The following is a 25909-nucleotide window of genomic DNA, read 5'->3' on the forward strand; positions in this document are numbered from 1 at the left end:
CCCGCCCCGGTTCGCTCGCTCACGATCCAGCCCGTACACCGGGGTGGAACTTCGGCACCCGCATGCTCACCTTCGTACCCGAGCCCAGCCCCGTCTCCACCACCAGGCCGAACCGGTCCCCGAAGACCGAGCGCAGCCGCTCGTCGACGTTGGAAAGGCCGACGTGCTGACCCGGGTCGTCGCCGGGGTCGCCGGTGCCCCGGGCCAGCTCGGCGATGCCGGCGGTCAGCGTGGTCGGGTCCATTCCCACTCCGTCGTCCTCCACCGTGATGTGGCATTCCGCGCCCGCGTCCCGGGCCTCGATGCTCACCATGCCCGTGCCCGGCTTGCGGGACAACCCGTGGCGGACGGCGTTCTCCACAAGCGGTTGAAGGCAGAGGAACGGCAGCGTCACCGGCAGCACCTCAGGTGCAATCTGCAACCGCACCTGCAACCGGTCGCCGAACCGGGCCCGCTCGATCGTCAGGTAACGGTCGATCGAGCGCAGCTCCTCGGCGAGGGTGGTGAACTCGCCGTGCGCCCGGAACGAGTACCTGGTGAACTCGGCGAACTCCAGGATCAGCTCCCGGGCCCGCTCCGGGTCGGTGCGGACGAACGAACCGATTGCGGTGAGCGCGTTGTAGATGAAGTGCGGGCTGATCTGCGCCCGCAACGCGCGGATCTCGGCGCGGGCCAGCCGCTCCCGCGACGAGTCCAGCTCGGCCAGGGCGAGCTGGTTGCCGGCCCAGTGCGCGGTCTCCAGGGTGGCCTGCACCAACCCGGGGGCGGGCGGGCTGTCGGCGATCGCCACCAGCGCGCCGACCACCCGGCCGTCCGCCCCCTGCAACGGCGCGACCACCGCCCCCCGGATCGGGCAGTCGACCCGGTCGCAGTGCAGCTCCTGCTCGCCGAGCACCGTCGACCGCCCGGTGTCGACCGTCCGCCGGGCCGCCGCGAGCAGTTGGTCGCCGTGGTGCGTGCCCCGCCCGTCGAGGGCCAGCAGCCGGTCGACGTCGGTGAGTGCCAGCCCGACCGCGCCCACCAGGGCCCGCAGATGACGTACGGCCTTCGCCGCGCCCGCGGCGCTCAGCCCCGCCCGCAGCGGCTCGGCGGCCAGGCCGGCGGTGTGCAGCACCTCGTAGGTGGCCCGCTGGGTGGCGGTGGCGATGCCCCGGCGGGCCCGCAGCCGCAGCACCGCCAGCAGGGCCGCGGTCAACGCGGTGACGAGTGATACGACGCCGACCACGGCGGAGAGGTTGGCGCCCACGCAGTGATCCTTGCCCCTGGGAGCCGGTGCGCCAAGGCCCTAGTACGCGCCCTTGCGGGCGAGCACCACTCCGACGGTGCGCCACAGGATGCTCAGGTCGTACGCCAGCGACCAGTTGTCGACGTAGTAGAGGTCCAGCCGGACCGACTCGTCCCAGGACAGGTCGGAGCGGCCCGAGACCTGCCACAGGCCGGTCATGCCGGGGCGGACCAGCAGCCGTCGGCGTACGTCACCGAGGAAGTCGCCGTCGTCGGCCGGCAGCGGGCGCGGCCCGACAAGCGACATCTCCCCCCAGAGCACGTTGATCAACTGTGGCAGCTCGTCAAGCGACGAGGCCCGCAGGAAGCGGCCCACCGGGAAGACCCGTGGGTCCTGCTTCATCTTGAACAGCATGCCGTCGGTCTCGTTCCGGTCGACCAGGCTGGCAAGCCGATCCTCGGCGTCGACGTACATGGTCCGGAACTTCCACACCCGGAACGTGCGCCCCTCGTGCCCCACCCGGGGCTGGCGGAAGAAGACCGGCCCCGGATCGGAGATCCGGATGGCCACGGCGATGGCCGCGAAGAGCGGGACCAGCAGCAGCAGGCCGAGGCCGGCGGCGACCCGGTCCATCAGGTTCTTGGCCAGCAGCGCCGGCCCGGAGAGGGTCGGCTCCTCGACGTGCAGCAGCGGCAGACCCTCGATCGGGCGGATGTGCACCCGAGGGCCGGCGATGTCGGTCAACTGCGGGGCGACCACCAGGTCGACACCGGAGCCCTCCAGTTGCCAGGCCAGTCGGCGCAACTCACCGGGCTCCGCGCTGGCCGACCCGCAGACGGCGATGGTGTCTCCGCCGACCTCACGGACGAGAGCGAGAACGTCGCGTCCGGCGTACACCGGGACCGGGGTCGGCATGCCTCGGGCCGCCGCATACCCGTCGGTGATGTGGATGGCGACGGGCATCAGCCCGGCGGCCGGGCTGCGGGTGACCGCCGCGTAGACCTCAAGGCACTCGGGCAGGGTGCCGACCAGCACCATCCGGTGGGCGGCCTGGCCGGCCCGCCGCCGGATGTAGTGCAGCGCCCAGCGGGCCACGAAACGACCCCAGAGGATCAGCAGCGTCGCACCGACGAGCGCGGTGCCCACCGTGAACCGGGAGAGCTGGGTCACGGTGGAGAAGGCGAGGAACGAGACACTCGCGGCCACCGTCACCGAAGCGCGGATCACCCGCTTGAACTCGTCCGGGCCGAGCCCCAGGTAGCGCCGGTCGTAGGCCCGGTTGCTCCAGAGGATCACCACCCAGCCGAGCGGAAGCAGCAGGTAGGAGACGGTGTGGAACCAGGTCGGGTCCTGCTGGGTGCCGGAGAACCCGGAGGCGGCCTGGTCGAACAGTTGGATCGCGATCCAACTCGCGAACGCCGCCGCGCCGAAGTCGAGCAGCAGCAGGATGGCGATGTAGGGGCGGTGCCAGCGGGAGACCCGGCGACGCGACCTGGTCCACGCCGACCGGGGGACGCCGTTGTGAGACGGCGGCGTCGGCGGCTGGATCTCGAAGCTGTCGACGTGCCGCACGAGTCTGCTCCGGCCTTCGTTGGTTACCGGGCGCTGGAGGCTTGCCGTCACCTCACCCATGTCCTCCCGCATGACACGGGCCGCTCACTCGGCGTGAGGGCCCGGGTCGCCCACCGTCCCAGTCTCCCACGCGGGCTCCGACCGGTCGCCGCCCCGAAGGAGATTGGCGAGCGATGGTGCCGGTGCGATCTGGCCGGCTCCGCACCATTTCAGAAGCCGGGGACCGGGCCACTATACCGATGGATGCGCGCCTGGCGAGAACGGCGGACCGGAGCTTCCGCTCAGCGTGGGCGATTCCGCTGCGTAGTCTCGGAGTGGAATTACTCACCGTACGAGTCGGGACAACCGTCGGTCAGCGAGGGGCTTCCCGCCGGTCTGACACGTCGCGCAGTACTGGAGGCTGGAATCGGCGAACGAAACCTCACGCACGGTGTCCCCGCACACCGGGCAGGGCAGCCCGGTACGGGCGTGCACCTTCAACCCGGAGCGCTTCTCGCCCTTCAGCTCCGCGGCCCGCTGGCCGAGGGACCGTTCGACCGCGTCGCCGAGGACCTGCCGGGTGGCCGCGTGCAGGGTGGCGATCTGGGCGTCGGTGAGCCGATCGGTGATCGCGAACGGGGACAGCTTCGCGGTGTGCAGGATCTCGTCGGAGTACGCGTTGCCCACCCCGGACAGCACCGACTGGTCGGTGAGCACCCCCTTGACCTGCCCTCGCCGGCTGCGCAGTCGCTCCGCGAAGGTGGGCAGATCGGCGGCGAGCGCGTCCGGGCCCAGCTTGACGACCCCGGGCACCGCCGCCAGGTCGGTGACCAGGTACGCGGCCAGCTTCTTCTGAGTGCCGGCCTCGGTGAGGTCGAAGCCCGAGCCGTCGTCGAGGCGTACCCGTAGCGCGATCGGCCCCTTGCCGGGACGCAGCGGCGTGGTGGCCGGGAACGCCTCCCGGTAGTGCAGCCAGCCCGCCCGGGCCAGGTGGACCACCAGGTGTAGGTCGCCCTCGAAGAGCACGTCGAGGAACTTGCCGTGCCGGCTGGCGTCGACCACCGCCCGGCCGGCGACAGCGGTCGGTGCCGGTTCGTACGTCTTCAGGGCGCTGATCGCGGCGATCTCCAGTCGATCGACGCGCCGGCCCACCGCGCGCTGACGCAGATAACCCGCGAGCGCCTCAACCTCCGGTAGTTCGGGCACGACTCAACGGTAGCCTTCTTTCCCGTGAGAATCGTGGTGGCGCACAACCGGTACCGGGAAGCCCAACCGTCCGGCGAGAACACCATCGTCGACTCGGAGATCGCGCAGCTCACCGCCGCTGGCGTCGAGGTGCTGCCCTTCATCCGGAGCTCGGACGAGATCCCGTCGATGTCGAAGGCGGCGAAGGCGCTGCTGCCGATCTCGCCGATCTGGGCTCCGCGCGCCCAGCACGACCTGAGCCGGCTGCTCACCGAGCACCGGCCGGACGTTCTGCACCTGCACAACCCGTACCCCCTGCTGTCGCCCTGGGTGGTGCGGACGGCGCACCGCCACGGCGTGCCGGTGGTGCAGACGGTGCACAACTACCGGCAGGTCTGCTCGTCGGGGATCTACTTCCGCGACGGCGTGATCTGTCAGGACTGCAAGGGTCGGGCGCTGGGTGTGCCGGCGATCAAGCATCGCTGCTACCGCGACTCGGCGGCGCAGAGCGCGTTGATGGCGACCACCCTGGCCGTGCACCGGGGGACCTGGCGGTCGGTGGATCGGTACGTCGCGCTCACCTCGGCCATCGCCGACCACCTCCGCGATTACGGCATTCCGGACGAACGGATCGTGGTGAAGCCGAACTCGGTGCCCGACCCGGGTCGGCCGGCGCCGCTGGGTGACGGGTTCCTGTACATGGCCCGCCTCTCCCCGGAGAAGGGCGTCGACCTGCTGTTGAACGCCTGGCGGCAGCACCCGGCTGGTGCCCTGGGCACGCTGCGCGTGGCGGGCGACGGTGAGCTGCGCCCGCTGGTCGAGGCCGCCGCCGCCGAGCGCCCCGACGTGGTCTACCTCGGTCAGCTCGACCGGGCCGGGGTGCGGGCGGCGGTCGAGGCGAGCGCCGTGGTGATCGCCGCCTCCATGTGGCACGACGTGCTTCCGACCGTGATCATCGAGGCGTTGGCGAGCGGCCGGCCGGTGCTCGGCACGGCGTTGGGCGGCATCCCGTACCTGGTCGGAGCCGACGCCCCGCACGAGCCCGCCGGCACCGGCCCGGCCGAGGTCGCCTCCGCCGTCGTCGGGGGTGGGTCGCCCATGCCCGCCGGCATCGGGACGGGCGAGGCCGGTTGGGTGGTCGCACCGGAGGTGGCCGCGCTGGCCGCCGCCCTACCGGTCGCCCGCGCCGGTGCGGCCGGACTGGCCCCGGCCGCCCGCGCCCGCTACGAGCGCACCTTCCACCCCGACGTGGTGACCAAGCAGCTCATCGACGTCTACGCGGGTCTGGCCCGCACTCCCAACCACGCCTGACCCACCGCCGCTGGCCGCGCCGCCCCGCAAGATCCGCACAACATCAGGGATGTTGGTGTCTCCGGGGCCTGGGAGGCAGCACCTTCGGGGAAGTTGCGCGGATCTTGCGGCCGAGCGGTGAGGTGATGGCCGTCAGCGCAGGGAGGCGCGGGCGGAGAACGCGATGCTGGCGAGCAGGAAGCCGCCGTTGACGATGGTGAACGCGACGATCACCCAGAGGACCAGCGCGGGGGCCACGGCGAGCACCAGGGCGGCCACGAAGACCACCGCGCCGTAGTCGCGGACCAGCTTCACGAGGCGCACCGGCAGCGAGGTCGAGGTGACCATGCTGGCGGCGTTCGGGCCGGCCTGCATCACCGACGTCACCAGGTTGACCATCCAGGTCCCCGCGAACGTCGCCACCAGCCAGGTCGGCGTCGACGGCTCCTGCGCCACGGCGGTGGCGGCAAGCGCGGCCACCAGCGCGATCTGCGCCGCCACGTCGCAGAGCACGTCGACCCGGGCCCCGGCCGCGCTGCCCTGGCCGGTCACCCGGGCGAGCTGCCCGTCGGCGCAGTCCAGGGAGTACGCAACCTGCCAGCCGACCAGGGCCAGCAGGCCGACCACCCAGGCCGGTACGTCGCCGGCGGCGACCGGGCCGGCGAGCGCCACAACGGTGACCGAGGTGGCGAGGCCGAGCACCAGGTTGGTGATGGTCAGCGCCGTGGGACGCAGGCCGAGGCGCTGGGCGACAAGCGCGAAGACGGCGCCCAACCACTGACTGATCGACTCGCTGAACAGGCCGCCGCCCCGGTTCACCCGGTGGAAGTCGGCGACGGTGGGACGGGGGTCAGCCAAGCTGGTCGCGGATTGCACCGGCGTAGTCTGCCAGCCGCTCCCGGGTCTCGGTAGGCGACAGTGCCAGGTGTTCGAGGATCGTGTAGCGGTCCGGCCGGGTACGCGGGGCGAACTGCACCGCCTCCACGAACTGGTCGTCGCTGAGCGCCACCTCGGCGGGGAGGCGGGGCAGACCGTGCCGGGCGAGGCAGGCCGACATCTCCCGGAAGCGGCGGAGGTCGCCGCGCAGCCAGGTGCAGAACAGCGCACCCAACCCGGCCAGCTCGCCGTGCGAGGCGGTGCCGGGGAAGAGCGAGTCGACCGCGTGCATGATCTCGTGGCAGCCGCCGCTGCACGGACGGCTGGTGCCGTCGACCGCCATCGCCAGGCCGCTGGAGATCAGTGCCTCGGCGAGCACGATGACGAACGCGTCGTCGCTCATGTCGCCCGGGTGGTTGAGGACCGCCTCGGCGCCCGCACGGGAGAGCGAGGCGGCCAGTCCGTCGACCGGTTCGCCGCGTACCTGTCGGGACAGGTCCCAGTCGGCCAGTGCGCTGATGTTGCTGATCACGTCGCCGATGCCGGCCCGGTTGTGCCGGTCCGGGCCGCTGTCCACGAAGTCCAGGTCGACGATCACCCCGATCGGGATGTGCACGCCGTAGGAGCCCTTGATCCCGTCGGTGATCAGACTGGCCACCGGGGAGGCGATCCCGTCGTTGGCGAGGCTGGTCGCCACCGACACCATCGGCAGCCCGCGGCGGGTGGCCGCGTACTTGGCGACGTCGATGGTCTTGCCGCCGCCGATGCCCACGACCGCGTCGTACGAGCGGGCGCGGAGTTTGCCGCCCAGGTCGTCGGCGGCGTCCAGGGTTCCCCCGGTGACGGTGAACACGTCCGCCGAGCGCAGCGAAGGGCGGATCAACTCCGCGATCTGGGCACCCTGACCCGGGCCGACCACCACCGCGACGTCGCCGCCAGAGGAGATCCGACCGTCCGCCAGGATCGCGCCCAGGTCGGCGACCGCCCCGCGTCGCACGTCGATGTGCAGCGGGGTGAGGACGCTCCGAGCTAGTAGCGGCACGCGATCTCCCGCGCGCGGGCCAGGTCGGCGTGGTTGTCGACCTCGACCCACGGGACGTCACCGATCGGCGCCGCCCGCACCTCCCCGCCGCGGTCGGAGAACTCCTGGTAGCCATCCTCGTAGTAGAGGTTCGGGTCCCGCCGCCAGGTCGCCTCGAGCGCGTCGGCGAGGGCGTCGGCCACCTGTGGCTCGATAAGCGTCGCGCCGATGTACTCCCCGTACGCCTCGCCCGGGTCCATGATCTTGGTGATGCGGGTGAGCTGGCCGGCGGCGTCGAAGGTGGTCTTCATCTCCTCCTCGGCCAGCGGCTTCAGCGTGTCCACGGCGAGCAGGATGCCCGGCCCGCGCTCGGCGAGGAGCGTCTTCTCCACGCTCACCGGGTGCACGGTGTCCCCGTTGACAAGCAGCACCCCACGGGCGAAGTACTCCCGGGCCAGCCAGAGCGAGTAGGCGTTGTTCCACTCCTCGGCCTTGTCGTTGTGCACCAGGGTGAGCGTGACCCCGTACCGCTTCTCCAGGTCGGCCTGCCGCTCGCGGACCGCGTCCGCCGCGTAGCCGACCACGATCACGATGTCGGTGAGCCCGACCTCGGCGAGGTTGCCCAGCGCGATGTCCAGGATCGTGGTGTCGCCGTCCACCGGCACCAACGCCTTGGGCAGGGTGTCGGTGTACGGGCGCAGCCGGCGTCCTGCTCCGGCCGCGAGCACCATTCCGATCATCGCGACATCCTCCCTCGTCCTGCTCCCCGTCACCGCTGGAGGATAGCGCCGGCTGGCCTCGCCGCTCCGGCCAACCGGGTCAGCCGGGCAGGGCGGCCAGGTCGGCGAGCATGGTCAGCCGCTCGTCCGCGCTGAGCACGGAGTACGGGCCGGCGGCCCGACGGTCGGTCTCCAGCTCGATGGCGAGCCGTTCGGGGCCGGCTGGCAGGGCGGCGATGCTGGACGCGGTGTGCCCGGCGGCGGCCCAGGCGTCGGCGTGCGCGTCGGCTCGGTGGTAGCGCAGCGTGCCGAGCCGGTTGAGCAGCAGCACCCCCGACGGGGTGCCGTCCGGCTCGTAGGGGGGTGCCATCGCGGCGAAGGCCGAGCCGCCCCGGTCGCCGTCGGCGTCGGCCAGCACCAGGGCGTACGACAGCAGCCGGCCGAGCATCGCGACCAGCCGGGACACCCGTTCGTCGTGCCCGGCCCACAGCTCCTCGGTGACCTCCGCGTGCACCTGGTACAGCTCGGCGAGGAAGGCCGCGCCCCGCTCGGTGGCGGAGAGCGCGCCGTCCGGGCGGCGGTGGAGCATCCCGTGCGCCACCTGCTTGTCGACGGTCCGGCGGACGACGACCGGATCTCCGTACCGGGTGATCGCCGCGAATCCAGGAGCGTCGACAGTGCCGCCCGGCGCGGCCAGGCGGGTACGCAGGTCCACCAGGAAGCCGCTCGCGGTCGGCCCGCCGTACCGCTGGCTCAGCTCGGCGCCTCCACCGTCGCGGCCGGCCAGCATGCCGGCGCGGAAGACCCGGTCCACGGCTGGGGCGAGCAGCCCGGCGACGCGGTGCGGCGCCAATTCGACGGTGTTCACAGTCCGATCGACCGCAGGAGCGCGAAGCCCTCCTCCGCGATCCGCCGGATCAGCCCGTCGTTGACGTCGCGGTGTTCGTCCAGCAGGGCCACGTCGTGCTCGGCCAGCCAGCGGAATTCGGTGTGCTTGCCGGCTTCCAGCGTCGGGCGGTCCAGGTCACCGTCGACGCGGACCAGGAAGTCGTACTCGATGCGGGCCAGGCCGTCGTCGCCCACGTAGCTGTACTCGCCGACCGGGCCGAGGACGTGGGAGAGGAGCCAGCCGGTCTCCTCGGTGATCTCCCGGCGGAGTGCCTCGTCGATCTCCTCGCCCGGTTCCAGGTGGCCGCCGACGATGTCCCAGCAGTCGGGGAAGAGGCGTCGGTGCGGTGAGCGGCGCTGGAAGAAGATGCGGCCGTCGTGGTCGACGATCAGCGCGCCGGCGCAGCGCAGGGGCTCGGTGGACACGGTCCGACAGTAGCGAGCGTCCGCTGGTACGGCGATGTTCGGTCTTGTCCCGGAAACATCAACGGACGACCATGTCCGTACCGGAGGCCACCGTCCCAAAGGAGTGATGTGTGATGCAGGTACGGGATGCCATGTCCAGCCAGGTTCTCGTCGTCGGTCCGGAGCACACGCTCCGCCAGGCGGCCCGGATGATGTCGGCCCGTGGTGTCGGGTCGGCCGTCGTGATCGACCCGGATTCCGAGGGGGTCGGGATCATGACCGAACGCGACGTGTTGAAGGCGATCGGTGCCGGCCTGGACTGCGACGTGGAACGCACCGGGGCCCACCTGACCTGGGACGTGGTCTACGCGGGGCCGGAATGGACGGTGGCCGAGGCGGCCGCCGCTATGGCCCGTGGCGGATTCCGGCACCTGGTGGTGCTGGATGGCCGTGAGGTGGCCGGGGTGATTTCCGTCCGGGACATCATGCGGGTCTGGGCGGAGAGTCAGGTGGCCGCCACGACCTGACCCGTGCAGGTGTGGCGGGCCGGATCGACGGGTAAGGATCCCATGCGGGCGCGGAGGTGCCGTGGCCCGCGGGGGAGGGCCCGATGCGTGACGCGGAGCGCCTTGTCGAGCAGCAGTACGCCATGCTCCTGCGTCGGGATGTGGCCCGTCTACCGGACCTCTACGCCCCGGAGGCCTTCTACGCCATGCCGGGTGTGACGGTCCGTCCGATCGAGCTGCCCGCGCTGCTGCGCACCTGGACGGGCGCCTTCCCGGACCTGCGGGTGGAGCCGCTCGGCGCGGTCCGTACGGGTGGTGGGGCGGCCGTCGAGCTGCGCCTGAGCGGCACCCACACCGGCACGCTGCACTCGCCGTACGGCACTGTGGCGCCCACCGGCCGGCTGGTGAGCTGGGAGGTGGCCGACGTGGTCCGGGCCCGCAAGGGTCGGATCACCGCCTGGCGTTCCTACTTCGACTGGAGCCAGCTCCTCGACGCGCTCGGCGTGCAGTTTGACGGGCTTTCCCGGGTGGCGCACCACGACGCGCTCGCACTTCCGGTCTGATCTGACGCCGACCGGTGGAGGCGGGTCACCCGTCCCGGTGGCTCAGGATGCGGACATCGCCGTGCCGTCCGCGCGTCCCCCGCCGCCGCCCGTACGCTCAACATCCATGACCGCCGAGCAGTTGATCTCCTTTGCCCGTGGGGCTCCCTCGCTGGACATCGTCGATGTCGAGGGGCTCAAGGCCGCCGCCGTCCGCGCCTTCGACGCCGACCCCGCGGGGGTCACGGCGTATGGCACCTCCGTCGGTTACCTTCCGCTGCGGAAGTGGATCGCCGACAAGCACGGCGTCCAGGCCGACCAGGTGCTTGTCACAAACGGGTCGCTTCAGGCCGACGCGTTCCTCTTCGACCACCTGGTCCGCCCCGGCGACGCGGTGGTGGTGGAACGCCCGACGTACGACCGGACGCTGCTCAACCTTCAGCGGATGGGCAGTGAGCTGCACGGCATCTCGGTCCAGCCGGATGGGCTCGACACCGCGGAGCTGCGCAAGCTGCTGGAGTCCGGGGTCCGGCCCCGGCTCGCGCACGTCATCCCGAATTACCAGAACCCGGCCGGCATGACCCTCTCGCTGGAGAAGCGTCGGGAGTTGCTCGACCTGGCCGCCGAGTACGAGTTCACGATCTTCGAGGACGACCCGTACGCGGACGTCCGGTTCCGTGGCGAGGCGTTGCCGTCGATGCTGTCGCTCGACACCCGCAACGTGGTGGTGCACGCGTCGAGCTTCACCAAGACGGTCTGCCCGGGCGTGCGGGTCGGTTACCTGGTCGGCCCGGCGGACCTGATCGCCGACATCGCCAAGAACGCGACGAGCCTCTACATCTCGCCGGGCATGGTGTCCCAGGCGATCGTGCACCAGTTCTGCGTCTCCGGTGACATCGACCGCTCGATCGAGACGGTTCGGGCGGCGTTGGGCGAGCGGTCGCGGGTGCTCGCCGAGTCGTTGCGCCGGCACCTGCCGCAGGCGCGGTTCGTGGAACCCGACGGCGGCTACTTCCTCTGGGTCGAGTTCCCGGAGGACGTGCTTGTCGATCGGCTCGCCCCGGCGGCGGCCGAGCGTGGGGTCGCCGTGGTCAAGGGCAGCGACTTCGTGCTGGAGGGTGGGCGGCACGCTCTCCGGTTGGCCTTCTCGGCGGTGACCGCCGACAAGATCGACGAGGGTGTCCGACGGCTGGCCGAGGCCGTCGAGGCGGTCCGTAGCTGAGCTGACTGTCGGGTTCCCGACAGAACGACGACGCCGGTCGCCTCGGGTCTCCCGCCCGGGGCGGTCAGCGGCCCACAATGCTGCGAGCGTCACCCACCCGCGGTTGCGGAGGTCACCGGCGGCTTTCGAGCCGCCGCGACCTGGGTGCCGCGGCAGCACAACCTCCCGCCCCCACAGGTGCCGGGTGGGCCGTGTCGTCCCCGCACACCCCCCGATGCGGCCCGGCCCGCCCGGCGCCGCCCCACGCGACAGCCGTCACAGGCGTCCCGGACGGCGGTCGGCGTAGCCTGCAAGCCGCAGCCGAGCGTGGGAGGTGACGCGATGACGGATCGGACAGAGCGGGACCGGACGGCACCGCCGACCACCGGTCGGGTGCTGCGACCTCGGGCGTGGCCCTCCCCGGTCCGGGCGATGACCCGGATCCTCAACGCCGACGGGTCGCCGCCCGTGCCGGCGCCCACCGGCACCGAGCGCAGCGCCGTGGTCGACTGCGCCCTCTACGTCGACGGCAAGCGGCAACCCGGCGACTGGACGTACGCCGACGCGCTGACCGCGGCCCGCCGCGAGGAACACGGCTTCGTGTGGATCGGTCTGCACCAGCCCGAGTTGGCCGAGATGACCGCCATCGCGGAGACCTACGGTCTGCACGAGCTGGCCGTCGAGGACGCGGTGAAGGCCGAGCAGCGCCCGAAGCTGGAGCGGTTCGGCGACGTCGTCTTCCTGGTGCTGCGTACCGCGCGCTACTGCGAGCACGCCGAGCTGACCGAGAACTCCGAGGTCGTGGAGACCGGGCAGGTGATGCTCTTCATCGGCCCGAACTTCGTGATCAGCGTGCGGCACGGGGATGCCTGCCGGCTCGCCCCGATCCGCGCCGACCTGGAGACCAAGCAGGATCTGCTGCTGCAAGGCCCGTGGGCGGTGGCGTACGGGGTGACCGACCGGGTGGTCGACCTCTACCTGGAGGTGGCCGAGCAGATCGAGGACGACCTCGACGTGCTGGAGGCGGAGGTCTTCGACCGGCATGGTCACGGGCGGATCCAGCGGATCTACCAGATGAAGCGGGAGCTGGTGGAGTTCAAGCGGGCGGTGGTGCCGTTGCAGCGGCCGCTGATGACGCTGACCTCCCAGGTCAACCGGGATGTGCCGAAGGAGATCCGCAAGTACTTCCGGGACGTGCAGGACCACCTCAGTCGCACCGTGGAGCAGGTGAACTCCTACGACGACCTGCTGAACTCGATCCTCCAGGCGCGGCTGGCCCAGGTCACCGTGGACCAGAACAACGACATGCGCAAGATCGCCGCCTGGGCGGCCATCGCCGCGGTCTGGACGTCCATCGCCGGCGTCGAGGGCATGAACTTCGACAACATGCCCGAGCTGAAGATGACGTACGGCTATCCGGTGGCCCTGGCCCTCATGCTCGGCGTCTCGCTGGCTCTCTACCGCTGGTTCCGCCGCAACGGCTGGCTCTGACCGCCGGGGCGGTGGCGCCTCGGACCGCGCCGCCGCCGGACCAGCGCTGTGATCCACTCGGCTTCCGTGAAGTCGGGCCGTCCCGCAGCTAGGACACCCCGACTTCAGTGAAGCCGAGTGGGACTTGCCCGCGCTGATGCGGAACGCACGGCGAGCGCCGGGCATGCGGCAGCGCCGGCGCGCGAGGGTGATCCCCGCCGCGCCGGCGCTCGCTGCGTTGTCGCTGGGTCAGCGGCGGCCGTTGGTGCGGGCGGTGTCCTTGCCCAGCGCCTTGGTGAGGTCGTCGGTCGGCCGACCGGAGACGTCCGTGGCGCCCTCGGCGACCGACGGGACCTTGTCCGTCGGACGGATGCCTGTCTGCTTGGCCGGGCCGGTGGTGCTCGCGCTGGAGCCGCCGGCCACCGCCGAGCTGCCGGCACCGGTCATGCCCGCCGCGCCGGTCATGGCCGCCCCGTCGGTCCCCTTCGGGGCGGACGGCGTGGACACCTCGATCGAGTCGACCTCGTCGCGCATCGGTTCGAGGTTGCGGGTCGGGTCGTACTCGGCCCACTCCTGCTGCTCCCGCCGGCGGCGCATCGCCACCGCGCCGGCCAGGCCGGCGACGACACCCGCGGCCAGTAGGCCGGTCATCATCGAGCCGCGACGGCGCGGCTGCTTCTTCTTACCGGTGATCCGCATGGTCTTCGACTTGGCCTTCCTGGTCAGCGGCCCTGCCTGCGCGGCGCCGTCACGGGCCGCCGCCGCCAGCGGTGCCAGCGTGGTGAGTGTCGTCCCCCAGCCGGTCGACGCCTGGTCGCGAACCCTCGCCGCAGCCGGCCCGACGTAGCCCCGGGCCACCTGGACCCGCGGACCGACTGTCGCTCCAGCGCCCTTCGCGGCGTGGTTGGCTGCCTGCATCAGGTGGCTGATGCTCTGGTTCAGCTCGGCCTTGGCCAGCTGCCCCTGGGACTTACGCCGCCCGAATCCAAACACGGTCCTACCTCCTGGGAGTTGTTCCTTCGTCATCCTCCACCTTCGGATGCCTCCGCGATGCCAGATCGGGCACATGGGAGGATCCGCATGGAACTGACCAACAAGTGAGGAGTACCCGTGGCCGAGGCTGTCTACGCCACCCTGCACACCAACGCTGGCCCGATCCGGCTGGAGCTCTTCCCCAACCACGCGCCGAAGACCGTCCGCAACTTCGTCGACCTGGCCGAGGGCAACCGTGAGTACACCGACCCGCGCACCGGTCAGCCGGGCAGCGGGCCGTACTACGACGGCACCATCTCGCACCGGGTGATCAGCGGATTCATGGTCCAGATGGGCGACCCGACCGGCACCGGTCGGGGCGGACCGGGCTACAAGTTCGCCGACGAGTTCCACCCGGAGCTGCGCTTCGACCGTCCGTACCTGCTGGCGATGGCGAACGCCGGACCGGGCACCAACGGTTCGCAGTTCTTCATCACCGTGTCCCCGACGCCGCACCTGAACAACCGGCACACCATTTTCGGGCAGGTCGCCGACGAGCAGTCGGTGAAGGTCGTCGACTCGATCGCGAACACCCCGACCGGCCCGAGCGACCGTCCGCTCCAGGACGTCGTCATCGAGCGGGTCGAGATCGAGCGGTCTGCTTCCTGAGCGACCGGCGAGGTACCTTTGCTCGCATGATTGAGCGCTCCGGAGCACCGCACCGGCCGGCGCCGGTGGATCGCGCGGCGGTGGACGGAGGGTCGGCCCGGTGAGCGAGTCTCCGCCGACCACCCCGGTCTGCTACCGGCACCCCGGCCGGGAGACCTACGTCCGGTGCACCCGCTGCGACCGGCCGATCTGTCCGGACTGCATGCGGGAGGCGTCCGTCGGGCACCAGTGCCCGGAGTGCGTCAACGAGGGGCGTCGCAGTGTCCGGCCGGCGCGTACCGCCTTCGGTGGCGGTACCGCCGGCCGGCACGGCTATGTCACCAAGGCGCTCATCGCGCTGAACGTGCTGCTCATGCTGCTCTCCATCGCCTCGGACCGGGGCGGGGACGCGGCGGTGGGCGGTTCCGGCTTCGGCGGCCTGATGGGCGGTGGCACACCGCTCACCAACTGGGGTTCCGTGCTCGGGCTGGCGGTCCTCCCCGACGGCACGCTCGGCGGGATCGCCGAGGGCCAGTGGTACCGGCTGGTCACCGCCATGTTCCTGCACTACGGCGTGGTCCACCTGCTGCTCAACATGTGGGCGCTGTGGGTCCTCGGCCGTTCCCTGGAGGCCAACCTCGGCCGAGTGCGCTTCGCCGCGCTCTACCTGATCGCGGGCCTCGGCGGCAACGTGGCGGCGTACCTGTTCAGCGCCCAGAACTCGGCCACCGCCGGTGCGTCCACCGCGATCTTCGGGCTCTTCGCCGCACTGCTCATCATCGAGCGCAGGATGGGTCGGGACATCTCCCAGATCATCCCGATCCTGGTGATCAACCTGGTGTTCACGCTTGCCGTGCCGGGCATCTCGATCCCCGGGCACTTCGGTGGCCTGGTGGTCGGCGCGCTGATGGCGCTGGTGCTCGCGTACGCGCCGCGCAGTCGACGCACGTTGGTGCAGGTCGCCGGCGGCGCGATCATCCTGCTGATCCTGCTGGGCCTGGCTTTCTTCCGCAGCACAGCCCTGCTCGGCTGACAGATCAAGGGTTCGGGCGGGCGGCACGCAGCTCGGCGGCCACCTCTTCCGGGTTTGCTCCCAGGTCGTACCGGCCGAAGAGGTGCAGCGAGTCGCCCGCGTCGATCTCCAGGGTGTCGCTTGTCAGCCCCATCCGTGCGCGACGGTCCACGGCGATCGCCTCGACCGTCGACCAGGGCAGCGACCGGCGGCCCGCGAACCCGTGGATCACGGTGAGCCCCGCAGGGTCCACCGCCAACCGGACCGGCGCGACCAGATCGCGTACCGCCCAGCCGGCCAACGTGGCGGCGGCCAGGACGGCCACCACCAGCCGGACCGGGTCGCCGTCGGCGAAGAGCAGCCCGAGCGCGACAAGCAGGACCGCGCCGACCAGCTTCACCGCGGGCAGGGTCGCCGGCACCCGCCACTGCCGCACCGGGGGATTCTCGTCCACCCGCCCAGCATGCCAGCGGCGAGCGGGTGTCGGGGGTGCGGCATCTCGCCGGCTGGTCGGTTGACCGGTCCACGGACGACGTAGGATCGGGGCCAGCCCACGTTACCGGGGAGTAAACATGAGTGACGCGGTCATCGTCGGCGCGGTGCGCACCCCGGTCGGACGGCGTCGGGGCAGTCTCGCCAACGTCCACCCGGTCGACCTCTCGGCGCACGTGCTGCGCGCCCTCGCCGAGCGCACCGGGATCGACCCGGTCCAGGTCGACGACGTCTTCTGGGGCTGTGTGTCCCAGGTCGCCGAGCAGTCCTGGAACGTCGCCCGCATCGGCGTACTCGCCGCCGGCTGGCCCGAGACGGTGCCCGGCACGAGCCTGGACCGGCAGTGTGGTTCCAGCCAGCAGGCACTGCACTTCGCCGCCGCGACCGTGCTCTCCGGCCAGGCCGACCTGGTGGTCGCCGGTGGCGTGGAGTCGATGACCCAGGTGCCGTTGGGCACCGCCAGTGCGGCCGGCGGCACGCCGTTCACCGAGCAGGTGCGTGCCCGCTACCGGGGCGTCGACGGCTTCGCCGACGACGCGCACCTGCCGTTCAACCAGGGCGTCGGCGCCGAGCTGATCGCCCAGCGGTGGCGGCTCTCCCGTACCCAGCTCGACGAGTATTCGCTGGCCAGTCACGAGAAGGCGGCCGCCGCGCAGGATGCCGGCGCGTTCGACCCGGAGCTGACGCCGGTGCCGCTCGCCGATGGTGGCAAGTTCCTCGCCGACGAGGGCATCCGCCGCGACACGTCCCTGGACAAGCTCGGCGCGCTGGCCACCCCGTTCCGCGCCGACGGCGTGGTGACCGCCGGGTCCGCGTCCCAGATCTCCGACGGCGCCGCGGCCCTCGCGGTGACCACCTCGGAATGGGCCAGCCGGCACGGCCTGCGGCCACTCGCCCGGATCCACACCGCCGTGGTCGCCGCCTCCGATCCGGTCACCATGCTCACCGCGCCCATCCCGGCCACCGCGAAGGCGCTGCGCCGCGCCGGGCTGGGCATCGAGGAGATCGGGGTGTACGAGGTGAACGAGGCGTTCGCTTCGGTGCCGCTGGCGTGGCTGGCCGAGACCGAGGCGGACCCGGAGCGGCTCAACCCGCGCGGTGGGGCGATCGCCATCGGTCACCCGCTCGGCGGTTCCGGTGCCCGGATCATGACCACCATGCTCCAGCACATGCGGGACAACGGGATTCGGTACGGCCTGCAGACCATGTGCGAGGGCGGTGGCATGGCCAACGCGACGATCGTCGAGCTGGTCTGACGGTGCCGGCGGAAAACGCCTCGCCCGGCCCGGGAGGGCCGCCTATGGTGCCCAGCGTGACGACGATCGCCGGTGAGCGCGCCCCCGACTGGTCCAGCGAGCAGTGGCAGGTGCGGGCCCGCTCCTGGGTCGACGCGCAGCTCAGCCGCGCCGGCCGTCGGGTGACCGGGGCGGTGCAGCCAAGGGTGCGGCCCTGGTCGTTGGTCTGGCGGGTGCCGACCGACGACGGCCCGGTCTGGTTCAAGGCCAACAACCCGGGCACCGTGCACGAGGCGGTGCTTGTCGCGACGCTCGCCGAGCTGACGCCGGAACGGGTGCTGACCCCGATCGCGGTGGACCCGGCGCAGGGCTGGTCGCTGCTGCCCGACGGCGGTGAGTCGTTGCGCGACGTGCTGGCGCGCGACCCCGATCCGGCCCACTGGGAGCGGGCCCTGCCCGGGTACGCGGCGCTCCAGCTCGCCGCCGCGCCGCGGGCCGACGAGCTGGTCGCCCTGGGCGTGCCGGACCACCGTCCCGAGGTGCTGGCCGGGCTGCTCGCCGAGCTGCTCGACGATCACGAGTCGCTGCTGATCGGCGCCGAGGGCGGGCTCAGCCCGGATCTGCACGAGCGGCTGCGGGCGGAGCTGCCGTCGTACGCTAAGCGGTGCCGGCGGCTCGCCGACATCGGCATCCCGGCCACTGTGCAACACGACGACCTGCACGACGCCAACGTCTTCGCGGCCCCGGACGGCTACCGCTACTTCGACTGGGGCGACGCCTCGGTGGCGCACCCGTTCGGCACGTTGCTGGTGACCCTGCGTTCCATCCGGTACGCCACGGAGCTGGCCGCCGACGACGCCCAGTTGGTTCGGTTGCGCGACGCGTACCTGGAGGCGTGGACCGACCGGTACGACAGGCGGACCCTCGTCGAGGCCGCCGGTCTCGCGGTCGACCTGGGGGCGGTGAGCCGGTCGCTCTCCTGGCGTCGGGCCCTGGACACCGTCGAGGAGTCGCGGGCCGAGTACGCCGACGCGGTTCCCGGCTGGCTGGCGGAGCTGTTCGCCGCAAGTCCGCTGCCGACCGGATCCTGACCATGATCCGTCCACGTCGGAAATCGGACAGGCAGTGCGACCCGCCGCGTGGAACTTCCAAAAAAACTCCGTGACCCACGTCACCCTGTCGGGGAGGTCGTTGGGCAGGTCATGGACGTCTTCTCCCGAACGTTCCTCCCGGCCGCCGCCGAGGCTGGCCTGGCCGTGCAGACCGTGAGCCGGCACATGCCGGTCTTCCGGCGCTGTGTCGGCTCCGGTGACGCCACCATCCTGGTCACCCGTTGCAGCCGCCCTGACCGCCCGGTCACCGGCGACTACCTGCTCCTGCTCACCCATCGTCGGCTCGTGGTGACCCAGCAGACCCGACTGCTGCACCGACTGCGTCTGCACCTCAACACCGAGTTGCGCGAGCTGAGCAACGTCACCTGGAGCCCGGACCCCCGGCTGCACTCGGTCGAGATGGCGGCCACCGCGATCGACGGGATCCGTGAGCGGTTCCTGATCCGTACCAGCCACCCGAAGCAGGTCTGGCAGCTCGACGCGCTGCTCAACCAGGCGTTCCGGACCCGCCTGCGGCCGCCCGGCGCGCGGGTCGTCGCCAGCATCGGCGACGCGCCGGCCGTCGCGCGGCCCGGGGTGTTCGCGCCGTCCTGGTGAGCTGACCGGACCAGGCCTCGCCGCACCTTTACCGAACTCGAACACACACCGATCGCCCCGAGCGTTCGCCGTCGGCAATCATGGGCCGGTGACCGTCGAACCGCCGCACCGCGGGCTCGTCCTCGTGGTCGAGGACGAGCCGGCCATCGCCGACCTGGTCCGGCTCTACCTCGCCCGGGACGGGTTCGGCGTCCACCTGGAACGGGACGGCGAGGCCGGTCTGCACGCGGCTCGCCGGTTACGCCCGGTGGCCTGTGTCCTGGACATCGCGTTGCCGGGCCTTCCCGGCACCGAGATCTGCCGCCGGCTACGTGAGGCCGGTGACTGGACCCCGGTCATCTTCCTCACCGCCCGGGACGACGAGGTGGATCGGATCGTCGGCCTGGAGTTGGGCGCCGACGACTACGTCACCAAGCCGTTCAGCCCTCGGGAGCTTGTCGCCCGGGTGCGTGCGGTGCTGCGTCGGGCCGCCGGCGGTCCGGAGGGCGCGGACCGGCCCCGCGTCGTCGGCCCGGTGACGTTGGACCCGGGCCGCCGCACGGTCACCGTCGCGGGCGCACCTGTGCAGCTCACCTCCACCGAGTTCGACCTGCTCGCCCACCTGATGGCCCGGCCCGGCCGGGTCTTCACCCGGGAGGAGCTGCTGGCCGGGGTCTGGGGTTACGCGGCGCACGCCGGCACCCGCACCGTCGACGTGCACGTCGCCCAGGTGCGGGCGAAACTCGGCCCGGCGAGCGTCATCCGGACCCACCGGGGCGTCGGGTACGCGGTCGATGCCTGAAAACCCCGGACCCGTCGAGTCGCCGACCATGACCCTGCCGGTGGTCGGCGCCGGCCCGCCCGCCGCACCTCGACGAGTCCGGTTCGGCCGCACCCTGACCGCCCGCGCGGTGCTCGTCACCTGCGCGGTCGCGCTGGTGTCGGTGCTCGTCACAGCGATCGTCGCGGTGCCGTTGGCGATCCGTGGCGCGGAGCGACGCGATCAGGACGCACTCGCCGCGCAGGCCCGGCTCGCCGCCGAGGTGCTGCGGACCCGCCTGGACCGGGGCCGTACCGCCGACGAGGAGCGGCTCATCCAGCAACTACGCAACCAGGGCATCGACGCGTACCTGATCCGGCGCGGGGCGGTCGATCGGCCGGGCCTGCCACCTCGGGTGGTGCAGCGGATCGAGCAGGGCCGCAACGTGTCGGTACGGAGCGTCGTCAACGGCGAGCGTGCCCTGGTCGAGGGCCGGGCGCTCCCCGGCGGCAATGGGGTGGTGCTCTCCCGTGGCGCGGCAAACGGGCTGTGGGCCAAGGTGCTGCTGAGCCTCTGGTTGCCGCTGCTGGCCGGGTTGGCCGCCGGTGTGGTGGCCGGCCTGCTGCTGGCCCGCCGGCTGGCCCGCCCGATCCGCGTCGCGGCCACCGCCGCGGCCCGGTTACGCGCCGGTGACCGCGCCGTCCGGATACCTGTCGAGTCACCGGACGAGGTCGCCGACCTGGCCGAGGCGTTGAACGGTCTGGCCGGCGCGCTGGCCACGAGTGAGGGGCGGCAGCGGGAGTTCCTGCTGTCCGTCTCGCACGAGCTGCGCACCCCGCTGACCGCGATCCGGGGGTACGCCGAGGCGCTCGCTGACGGGGTGCTCGGCGCGGACGACACAGTCGACACCGGTCGGACGATGCTGACCGAGGCCCAACACCTGGACCGGTTGATCGGGGACCTGCTGGCGTTGGCCCGGTTGGAGGCCGCCGACTTCCCGCTCGAACCGGTGCCGGTGGACCTGACCGGGTTGGCCGTGGACGCGGAGCCGACCTGGGCCGGTCGGTGCGCGGCGGTGGGCGTGCCGTTCCGGTTGGAGACGCCCGGTCGGCCGGTGCCCGCGTACACCGATCCGGGGCGGATCCGACAGGTGCTGGACGGGTTGCTGGAGAACGCGCTGCGGGTCGTACCCCCGGGGTCGCCCGTGGTGCTCGCGGTCCGGCCGGCCGGAGCGGATCCGGCCGCCGGCGGTGAGCTTGAGGTCCGCGACGGCGGGCCCGGCTTCACCGACGACGACCTGGCGGTGGCGTTCGAACGCGGTGCGCTGCACGAGCGTTACCGGGGAGTGCGCAAGGTGGGCAGTGGGCTGGGGTTGGCGCTGGCCGCCGGCCTGGTCCGTCGGCTGGGCGGGGAGATCGTCGCGGGGCACGCGCCGGAGGGTGGTGCCGCCTTCACGGTCCGGCTGCCCGGCGATCCTTACCTGGCTCGTACATCGGCCTGACGCTCCGCTCGTGCTCGGTGGGAATGCTGAGGGCTCCACGGACGAGAGGGAACGTCATGCCACGTTGGGGATTCGCCACCGGCACCACGGCACTGCTCGCGGCGGTCACGCTGGGCGTCACCGGCTGCGGTGCGGCAGAGGTGGCCAGCCAACCCGCCCGGGAGGCCGCCGTCGAGGTCGCCGCCGCGATGGGGGTGGAGGGCCAGGCGCTTGCCGCGATGGGCTTCGACGCCGACGACCTGGACGTGCAGACCGTGGCCGCGCCGGCCACCCCGGCGCCGGGCGCCTCCCCCACGGCCGCCGAGAAGGCCCGGGAGAAGCGCGGCGAGGAGTGGCGCAAGCGCCGGCAGGCCCGCGTGCTGCTGCGTAAGAACACCCTGCACGGTGAGGCGGTGGTGAAGGTGAAGGACGGCGGTACGCAGAACGTCGCCGTGCAGCGCGGCGAGGTGACCGCGATCGACGGTGACTCGATGACCGTCAAGTCCACCGACGGCTTCACCATGACCTGGACCTTCGGCGAGGACCTGCGGGTCGTCGAGCGGCGCGCCACGGTGCAGCCGAGCGAGGTCAAGGTCGGCGCGACTGTCGGTGTCGCCGGCGCGAAGGACGGCGACAAGGGGACGGCCCGGCTGATCCTCGTCCCCCGGGCCAAGTGAACGAGGGGCCCCTGAGTCGATCAGGGGCCCCTCCTTCCGTCAGTAGACGCGGGAGCCGATGAAGTCGTCGTGACCGTAGCCGACCGGGTTGGCGGCGGTACGGGCCTCGAACGACCACTGCTGCCGGGTGCTGCTTGAGCAACTCGCCAACCGCAGGCGGGAGCTGCCCAGCAACGGGTTGTCGAACGCCACGCAGAGGTTGCTCGCCGCCGCCGGCTTGAGCTGGTTGCCGGCGAAGACGAACTGCTGGGCGCCGGTGCCGTTGCAGTCGTAGATGTTGACAGCCGTGCCCGAGGTCATCGAGCTGTTGGCGACGTCCAGGCAGCGGTCGTGGGACAGCTCCGAGTGCAGCGACCGCCGGGTCGGGTCGTACCAGAAGCCCTGGTTACGCCCACCGTGACAGGTGTACGGCTGCTGCACCGTGCCGTTGCGGGAGTCGTACCCCCTGCCGTCGACGCAGGTGCCGGTGGCCAGGTTGCGCAGTTGCCTGAATTCCAGCAGCCCCGGGTAGAGCACGCCACCGCCGGTGCTGGCCGGGTCGACGCAGCTCGCCCGCTCCTGCCCGGAGTTCCAGAACTGGGTGATGCACTGGGCGAACATGCCGTGCCCCCGGGCGTTGGGGTGGAACGACTGCCGGGCGGCGTTCTCGTTCCAGATCCCGACCTCGATGAAGAGGCCGCGGACCGAGGTGTTGTCGGTGCACACCTCGTGGCCGTGGAAGAGTCGGCTGGCGTCCAGGTAGCGGGTGCCGGTGTTCGCGGCGGCCGACCGCAGCGCCGACTCGAACATCGGCACGGCCTTGTTCCGGGCGAACGCCGCGTCGGCCAGGTAGAGCAGGCAGCCGCCGGAGTACCAGCCGGGGAAGTTCGGGTTGTCCTCGACGTCCGGGCTACCCGGGCTCGGGTACGACATGAGCACCAGTTCGTAGTCCGAGCGCAGGTAGCCGGCGTCGGTCATGGTCTGCCGGATGTCGGTGAGCGCGTCGGTCACGGCCTGCCGGCTGCCGTCGGTGCGGATCGTCCACTGGTCGGTGTAGGTGGGGTAGCAGGCCCCCTGGAAGAGGACCCGACGGATGGCGCAGTCGGTGGCGACCGGGCCGAACTGGATGGTGCCGTCACCGTTCGCGCCGACCACCACCCAGATCAGCTTCACGTGCGTGTTGCGCGCCTTGATGCCCAGGTGGTCACCCTGGTTCAGCTCGTTGTGCTGGGTCGGTCCGCCGGCGATGAGGTTCCACGGGGTGGCACCGGAACAGGCCAGGTTGTACTGCGTGTCCGACGGGATGCCGGTCCGGAAGACCGCCTGGTCGTACGAGCGGTCGCACCAGTTGCCGTCCTGGTGGGTGCCGGGGACGTAGTTGCCGACGCCCTCGCCGGAGATCTCGCTGTCGCCCATCGTGACAAGTGCGGTGCGACGTTGCTCGATCGGCCGGATCGCGGGGCTGCCGTAGAGGGCGGTGGCCTCGGCGGCCCGTACGGCTTCGAGGTTGGCGGGGAGCGGCTGGATGGCCGGCCGGTCGGCGGCGGTGGCGGGGGTGGCCGGTCCGGCGAGCATCGGTAGGACGAGAGCGGCGACGGCGACGGCGACGGTGCTGGCCCGTCGTCGGGTCGCGCGTTCGGGCCTGGCGGGGATTGCAGGCATCGACGCACTCCTTTCGGCTCAGCCGCGGGACGTCGACTGAGTTACCAGACGGTAACGTGCGGATCAATGGATGTGAATGCGCCTCGGATCCTTGCGCGCGGGCTGCAGAACCGCCCGGATCGGACGATCCGGGCGCGAGGTCAGCGGCCGGGCGGCAGGGCGTAGCCCACGTAGCCGCGGAACTCCAACCGCCAGCCGGCCGGCACCAGCTTGGCGCAGGCGGGCCGACTACCGGTGCAGACGATCGCGTCCACCGAGGTGGGATCGGCCGGCGGCCGTTCGGGCAGGACCGACTGCAACGACACCAGCTCCGGCGAGCCGCCGTCCGGCTGGCGCAGCACCAGCCACCACGGGTACTCCCAGTTGTCGTTCTGCTCCACCAGCCCGATCCGCCGGGCACCGCTGTCACGGACCGCCGCCGCGGCCCACCGGAACTCGTCCGCCCACTGCGGGCGGCGCAGGAACCGGGTGTCCCAGTCCGAGGTGGTGAAGACCGAGCCGGAGCCGACGAGCCGGCGCGGGAAGCCGTACGACAGCGCGAGCACCCCGGCCAACGCCGAGGTGGCCAACACGACGACCACCGCCCCAGCAGCCACCGACCGTCGCCGAGGGCCAGCCGTGCCCGTTGTGCGGCTGGCGTGGCGGCGCAGGAGCGCGTCCAGCCACAGCCCGGCGAGCGGCACGGCAAGCACCAGGGCGTAGAGCAGCAGCCGGTTGCCCCACGGCTGCCACTTGATCATCGAGGCGTGCAGCAGGACGGTAGCCAGCACCACCACCGCGTACGCGCGCAGCGGCCCCGCCTGATCGCTGTCGATCCGGCGTGGCCGGGCCAACGCGACCACCGCACCGATCAACGCCAGCGCCCCGGCGACCGGGAACGCCACCCGGTCCTCGTCGGGGTACCAGGCCGGTTCCGGGAAGTTCTCCCGGCCGAAGGTGATCGCCCGGTCCTGGGGGTCGACGCCTATCGCGTCCGCCCCGCCGATGATCGCCTTCCCGCCGAGCTGACGCAGCGGCGCCAGCGGCGTGTCGAACGCGGTGTGCCCGATCCGCAGCGCATTGACCAGGATCGACGGCGGATCGTGCCGCTCCATCGGGATCGACTCACGCAACCGGGGCGGGCCCAGCGGATGCCCGAACTCGGCGGTCACCCGAGCCAGGAACGGGCCGACCACCACGGCCGCCACCAGCATGATCAGCACCGAACCGCAGAGAACGCGCCCCACCTGGGCGACCGGTCGGGACGTGCGCACCTCGCCGGCCGGGTCGGGGTGAACAGTCGGCACCTCGCCGGCCGGTGCCCTGGTGGTCAGGGCCAGCCGAAGCTGCGCCAACCCCCAGAGCACAAGCAACGGACCCACCGCGATCAGGCCACTGGTCTTCGTCACCGCGGTCAGCCCGGTAGCCGCACCCAACCCGAGCAGGGCACCCCAACCGGTCCGCTGGCGCAGCCCGTCGAGCACCAGTGTCGCCGCGCAGGCCACCCATGCCGCACAGACCAGATCGGTCTGCGTGCTTGTCGCCTGCAGCACCACCATCGGCGTGGTCGCCAGCACGAACGCGGTGATCAACTGGGCCCGCCGGCCGCCGCCGAGCTGTGCGGTGATCCGTGCGGCCACCAGCAGGCAGAGCACCCCGGCGGCCCACTGCACCAGGTTGTACAGGTGGTCCCCGCCGGTCAGGAGGCGTAGGTGCAGCAGCAGATACTCGGCACCGGGCGGGATGGTCACCTGCCGGTGGATGGCGGTCGGCCAGAAGTCCAGGTCGCCCTGGGCCACCCAGTGCTCCACCTTCGGCAGGTGGTACGTCTGCGAGTCGAAGTTGTTCGGCTCGGCCAGCAGCGCGACAAGCAACTCCACCAGGACCAGCCCGCCGACCGTGCCGGCGAGCAGGCGTTCACCCCGACCCGCCGTACGCCAGGCGTCGACCGCCCTGGCGAGCAGGCCGCCGCGTACCCGACCGACCTGGTCCGGGTCGGGCCCGGCCCGGCCGACGACGGCGGTCGGCGCGGACGGCTCCGGGCCGACGCCGGCGGGCACCGCCGCGCCGACCGGCACCGGCCGGGGCGCCGCCGCGGCCTGGTGCGCGGGAGCGGCGTCGCGGCGCCGGCGCAGCCACGCCGCCGCCGCGCACGCGAGCAGGAAGAGCAGCCAGGCGGTGACGAACGCCGGCCGGGTCAGCGCGTGCGCCGCGCCGAGCACCTCGACGACGAGCACCGCGTACGCCCCGCTGAGCAGGGCGGCGCGCACCACGGCGAGCCGCAGCGGCGCCACCCCGGCGGCCCTGCGCGGCCTCGTCACGACGGTGAGCAGGAGCACCGCGGCGGCGGGTACCACCGCGAGCAGGGAGCCGGCAGCCGACATGGCGGGAAGTAAACACCATTGGTCTGGGACCGCCACGCCGACTGCCCGTCGGTGGCGGCATA

Annotated in this window: 25 protein-coding genes; 13 read left to right on the forward strand and 12 right to left on the reverse strand. The window is 72.0% G+C overall.

What is annotated here, in order from left to right; all coding sequences use genetic code 11:
- Positions 1-19 precede the first annotated feature (19 nt).
- The 3 genes from AB0F61_RS14470 to AB0F61_RS14480 form a co-directional block, all read right to left on the reverse strand.
- The gene (locus AB0F61_RS14470) at positions 20-1246 is read right to left on the reverse strand and encodes a histidine kinase (protein WP_357808782.1); all 1227 of its coding nucleotides are present in this window, start codon (positions 1244-1246) and stop codon (positions 20-22) included.
- Positions 1247-1285: 39 nt separating this feature from the next.
- A complete protein-coding gene (locus AB0F61_RS14475; protein ID WP_357808995.1) occupies positions 1286-2857 on the reverse strand; it encodes a sugar transferase in 1572 nt (523 codons plus the stop codon).
- 264 nt (positions 2858-3121) lie between these two features.
- The gene (locus tag AB0F61_RS14480; RefSeq protein ID WP_357808785.1) at positions 3122-3982 is read right to left on the reverse strand and encodes a DNA-formamidopyrimidine glycosylase family protein; all 861 of its coding nucleotides are present in this window, start codon (positions 3980-3982) and stop codon (positions 3122-3124) included.
- Between the two features lie 24 nt (positions 3983-4006).
- Between AB0F61_RS14480 and AB0F61_RS14485 the strand changes: the two genes are divergently transcribed.
- On the forward strand, positions 4007-5272 hold the full coding sequence (locus AB0F61_RS14485) for a glycosyltransferase (protein ID WP_357808787.1): 1266 nt from the start codon (positions 4007-4009) through the stop codon (positions 5270-5272).
- A 132-nt stretch (positions 5273-5404) separates the two neighbouring features.
- On the opposite strand, the gene AB0F61_RS14490 is transcribed toward AB0F61_RS14485, so the two are convergent.
- From AB0F61_RS14490 to AB0F61_RS14510, 5 genes are all read right to left on the reverse strand, one after another.
- Positions 5405-6127, reverse strand: coding sequence for a CDP-alcohol phosphatidyltransferase family protein (locus AB0F61_RS14490; protein WP_357808790.1), 723 nt, complete (start codon positions 6125-6127; stop codon positions 5405-5407).
- Positions 6102-7169 carry an iron-containing alcohol dehydrogenase family protein gene (locus AB0F61_RS14495; protein WP_357808793.1) on the reverse strand — a complete coding sequence of 356 codons (1068 nt, stop codon included), beginning with the start codon at positions 7167-7169 and terminating at the stop codon, positions 6102-6104. The genes AB0F61_RS14490 and AB0F61_RS14495 overlap by 26 nt, the downstream gene beginning before the upstream one ends.
- Positions 7157-7888, reverse strand: coding sequence for a phosphocholine cytidylyltransferase family protein (locus AB0F61_RS14500; protein ID WP_357808795.1), 732 nt, complete (start codon positions 7886-7888; stop codon positions 7157-7159). Before AB0F61_RS14500 ends, AB0F61_RS14495 begins: the two co-directional genes overlap by 13 nt.
- A 79-nt stretch (positions 7889-7967) precedes the next feature.
- On the reverse strand, positions 7968-8735 hold the full coding sequence (locus AB0F61_RS14505) for a hypothetical protein (RefSeq protein ID WP_357808798.1): 768 nt from the start codon (positions 8733-8735) through the stop codon (positions 7968-7970).
- A complete protein-coding gene (locus AB0F61_RS14510; protein WP_357808801.1) occupies positions 8732-9181 on the reverse strand; it encodes an NUDIX domain-containing protein in 450 nt (149 codons plus the stop codon). Before AB0F61_RS14510 ends, AB0F61_RS14505 begins: the two co-directional genes overlap by 4 nt.
- A gap of 113 nt (positions 9182-9294) precedes the next feature.
- Here AB0F61_RS14510 and AB0F61_RS14515 point away from each other — a divergent pair, with 113 nt between their 5' ends.
- From AB0F61_RS14515 to corA, 4 genes are all read left to right on the forward strand, one after another.
- Positions 9295-9687 carry a CBS domain-containing protein gene (locus AB0F61_RS14515; protein ID WP_357808804.1) on the forward strand — a complete coding sequence of 131 codons (393 nt, stop codon included), beginning with the start codon at positions 9295-9297 and terminating at the stop codon, positions 9685-9687.
- 83 nt (positions 9688-9770) lie between these two features.
- Positions 9771-10229, forward strand: coding sequence for an ester cyclase (locus AB0F61_RS14520; protein ID WP_357808807.1), 459 nt, complete (start codon positions 9771-9773; stop codon positions 10227-10229).
- Between the two features lie 106 nt (positions 10230-10335).
- Entirely contained in the window at positions 10336-11430 is a 1095-nt protein-coding gene (locus tag AB0F61_RS14525) for a PLP-dependent aminotransferase family protein (protein WP_357808810.1), read from the forward strand.
- Between the two features lie 321 nt (positions 11431-11751).
- Complete coding sequence (gene corA, locus AB0F61_RS14530) at positions 11752-12900, forward strand: magnesium/cobalt transporter CorA (protein WP_357808812.1); 1149 nt, start codon at positions 11752-11754, stop codon at positions 12898-12900.
- 228 nt (positions 12901-13128) lie between these two features.
- Here corA and AB0F61_RS14535 read toward each other — a convergent pair whose 3' ends face one another.
- Complete coding sequence (locus AB0F61_RS14535; RefSeq protein ID WP_357808815.1) at positions 13129-13905, reverse strand: hypothetical protein; 777 nt, start codon at positions 13903-13905, stop codon at positions 13129-13131.
- An 84-nt stretch (positions 13906-13989) separates the two neighbouring features.
- Between AB0F61_RS14535 and AB0F61_RS14540 the strand changes: the two genes are divergently transcribed.
- The gene (locus AB0F61_RS14540) at positions 13990-14520 is read left to right on the forward strand and encodes a peptidylprolyl isomerase (protein WP_130405633.1); all 531 of its coding nucleotides are present in this window, start codon (positions 13990-13992) and stop codon (positions 14518-14520) included.
- Between the two features lie 100 nt (positions 14521-14620).
- The gene (locus tag AB0F61_RS14545) at positions 14621-15532 is read left to right on the forward strand and encodes a rhomboid family intramembrane serine protease (protein WP_357808819.1); all 912 of its coding nucleotides are present in this window, start codon (positions 14621-14623) and stop codon (positions 15530-15532) included.
- 4 nt (positions 15533-15536) lie between these two features.
- Here AB0F61_RS14545 and AB0F61_RS14550 read toward each other — a convergent pair whose 3' ends face one another.
- Complete coding sequence (locus AB0F61_RS14550; RefSeq protein WP_357808822.1) at positions 15537-15965, reverse strand: PH domain-containing protein; 429 nt, start codon at positions 15963-15965, stop codon at positions 15537-15539.
- A gap of 118 nt (positions 15966-16083) precedes the next feature.
- Between AB0F61_RS14550 and AB0F61_RS14555 the strand changes: the two genes are divergently transcribed.
- The 6 genes from AB0F61_RS14555 (at position 16084) to AB0F61_RS14580 (ending at position 21843) form a co-directional block, all read left to right on the forward strand.
- Positions 16084-17259, forward strand: coding sequence for an acetyl-CoA C-acyltransferase (locus tag AB0F61_RS14555; RefSeq protein ID WP_357808824.1), 1176 nt, complete (start codon positions 16084-16086; stop codon positions 17257-17259).
- A gap of 56 nt (positions 17260-17315) precedes the next feature.
- A complete protein-coding gene (locus AB0F61_RS14560; RefSeq protein WP_357808827.1) occupies positions 17316-18329 on the forward strand; it encodes an aminoglycoside phosphotransferase family protein in 1014 nt (337 codons plus the stop codon).
- Between the two features lie 111 nt (positions 18330-18440).
- Complete coding sequence (locus AB0F61_RS14565; protein WP_355030976.1) at positions 18441-18947, forward strand: hypothetical protein; 507 nt, start codon at positions 18441-18443, stop codon at positions 18945-18947.
- 88 nt (positions 18948-19035) lie between these two features.
- Positions 19036-19728 carry a response regulator transcription factor gene (locus AB0F61_RS14570; protein ID WP_357808830.1) on the forward strand — a complete coding sequence of 231 codons (693 nt, stop codon included), beginning with the start codon at positions 19036-19038 and terminating at the stop codon, positions 19726-19728.
- Complete coding sequence (locus AB0F61_RS14575) at positions 19721-21187, forward strand: HAMP domain-containing sensor histidine kinase (RefSeq protein ID WP_357808833.1); 1467 nt, start codon at positions 19721-19723, stop codon at positions 21185-21187. The genes AB0F61_RS14570 and AB0F61_RS14575 overlap by 8 nt, the downstream gene beginning before the upstream one ends.
- A 56-nt stretch (positions 21188-21243) precedes the next feature.
- The gene (locus tag AB0F61_RS14580) at positions 21244-21843 is read left to right on the forward strand and encodes a hypothetical protein (RefSeq protein ID WP_357808836.1); all 600 of its coding nucleotides are present in this window, start codon (positions 21244-21246) and stop codon (positions 21841-21843) included.
- 39 nt (positions 21844-21882) lie between these two features.
- Here AB0F61_RS14580 and AB0F61_RS14585 read toward each other — a convergent pair whose 3' ends face one another.
- Entirely contained in the window at positions 21883-23484 is a 1602-nt protein-coding gene (locus AB0F61_RS14585) for a ricin-type beta-trefoil lectin domain protein (protein WP_357808840.1), read from the reverse strand.
- A gap of 140 nt (positions 23485-23624) precedes the next feature.
- Positions 23625-25847, reverse strand: coding sequence for a glycosyltransferase family 39 protein (locus AB0F61_RS14590; protein ID WP_357808843.1), 2223 nt, complete (start codon positions 25845-25847; stop codon positions 23625-23627).
- Positions 25848-25909: the final 62 nt, after the last annotated feature.

The sequence above is a fragment of the Micromonospora sp. NPDC023888 genome, from assembly GCF_040639415.1.
In the GTDB taxonomy this organism is placed as follows: Bacteria; Actinomycetota; Actinomycetes; order Mycobacteriales; family Micromonosporaceae; genus Micromonospora.

Bases quoted from the DNA above. Each gene is read 5' to 3' on its own strand.
- AB0F61_RS14475 (WP_357808995.1), bottom strand. From the start codon at position 2,857: ATGGGTGAGGTGACGGCAAGCCTCCAGCGCCCGGTAACCAACGAAGGC.
- AB0F61_RS14500 (WP_357808795.1), bottom strand. From the start codon at position 7,888: ATGATCGGAATGGTGCTCGCGGCCGGAGCAGGACGCCGGCTGCGCCCG.
- AB0F61_RS14515 (WP_357808804.1), top strand. From the start codon at position 9,295: ATGCAGGTACGGGATGCCATGTCCAGCCAGGTTCTCGTCGTCGGTCCG.
- AB0F61_RS14520 (WP_357808807.1), top strand. From the start codon at position 9,771: ATGCGTGACGCGGAGCGCCTTGTCGAGCAGCAGTACGCCATGCTCCTG.
- AB0F61_RS14525 (WP_357808810.1), top strand. From the start codon at position 10,336: ATGACCGCCGAGCAGTTGATCTCCTTTGCCCGTGGGGCTCCCTCGCTG.
- corA (WP_357808812.1), top strand. From the start codon at position 11,752: ATGACGGATCGGACAGAGCGGGACCGGACGGCACCGCCGACCACCGGT.
- AB0F61_RS14535 (WP_357808815.1), bottom strand. From the start codon at position 13,905: ATGACGAAGGAACAACTCCCAGGAGGTAGGACCGTGTTTGGATTCGGG.
- AB0F61_RS14555 (WP_357808824.1), top strand. From the start codon at position 16,084: ATGAGTGACGCGGTCATCGTCGGCGCGGTGCGCACCCCGGTCGGACGG.
- AB0F61_RS14565 (WP_355030976.1), top strand. From the start codon at position 18,441: ATGGACGTCTTCTCCCGAACGTTCCTCCCGGCCGCCGCCGAGGCTGGC.
- AB0F61_RS14575 (WP_357808833.1), top strand. From the start codon at position 19,721: ATGCCTGAAAACCCCGGACCCGTCGAGTCGCCGACCATGACCCTGCCG.
- AB0F61_RS14580 (WP_357808836.1), top strand. From the start codon at position 21,244: ATGCCACGTTGGGGATTCGCCACCGGCACCACGGCACTGCTCGCGGCG.
- AB0F61_RS14585 (WP_357808840.1), bottom strand. From the start codon at position 23,484: ATGCCTGCAATCCCCGCCAGGCCCGAACGCGCGACCCGACGACGGGCC.
- AB0F61_RS14590 (WP_357808843.1), bottom strand. From the start codon at position 25,847: ATGTCGGCTGCCGGCTCCCTGCTCGCGGTGGTACCCGCCGCCGCGGTG.